Source organism: Oleiphilus sp. HI0086, from assembly GCF_001635225.1.
In genome coordinates, this window is the sequence record NZ_LWFZ01001415.1 from 1 (window position 1) to 764 (window position 764).

General features: G+C 43.6%; 1 protein-coding gene and 1 pseudogene. Both read left to right on the top strand.

What is annotated here, in order from left to right; all coding sequences use genetic code 11:
* Nucleotides 1–331, top strand: a pseudogene (locus A3756_RS24160) (UDP-3-O-(3-hydroxymyristoyl)glucosamine N-acyltransferase); the annotation flags it as partial.
* Between the two features lie 56 nt (nucleotides 332–387).
* A partial coding sequence (gene fabZ / locus A3756_RS24165) for a 3-hydroxyacyl-ACP dehydratase FabZ (protein ID WP_068554906.1) occupies nucleotides 388–764 on the top strand: 377 nt, incomplete at its 3' end.

The window sequence follows — 764 nt, forward strand, 5'->3', positions numbered from 1 at the left end:
CGATAATCAGATTCAAATTGCTCACAATGTCCGTGTTGGCGAAAATACTGCCATGGCAGCATGTTGTGCTGTTGCGGGGAGTACGACGATCGGAAAGAACTGTGTTATCGGCGGCGCAAGTGGTATAGCGGGTCATTTAACGATAACTGACGATGTGCATATCACTGCAATGACGATGGTGATAAAAAGCTTGAGTGAGCCTGGCGTGTATTCGTCTGGAACGGGCGTTCAGCCTAATGCTCAATGGCGGAAAAGTATTGCAAGACTTCGGCAGCTCGATAAAATGGCTGGTCGTTTAAAAGCATTAGAGAAGATTGTTGCCGACAAGTAAATAGTTTTGATCTGCTGGCGATACTGCCTGAACTTGCTTTAAAAGAGTCGAATCTCATGATTATGGATATCAATGACGTTAAAGAATATCTTCCTCACCGCTACCCTTTTTTATTAGTGGATCGAGTTACAGAGGTTAAAGCTGGAGAGTGGATCAAGGGCTTTAAAAATGTGACGGTAAACGAAAACTACTTTCAAGGACATTTCCCTGATCAACCAATCATGCCTGGTGTGCTTGTGCTGGAGGCACTAGCGCAGGTTTCAGGCATACTCGGCTTTATTACGACTAACAAAAAGCCAAGTGAAAACTTAATACACTATTTTGCCGGAACAAATAAAGCGCGCTTTAAAAGGCCAATTGTTCCGGGCGATCAACTGGTACTAGAATCTCATTTGATTGCAGCAAAGCATAACATCTGGAAGTTTGACTGTAC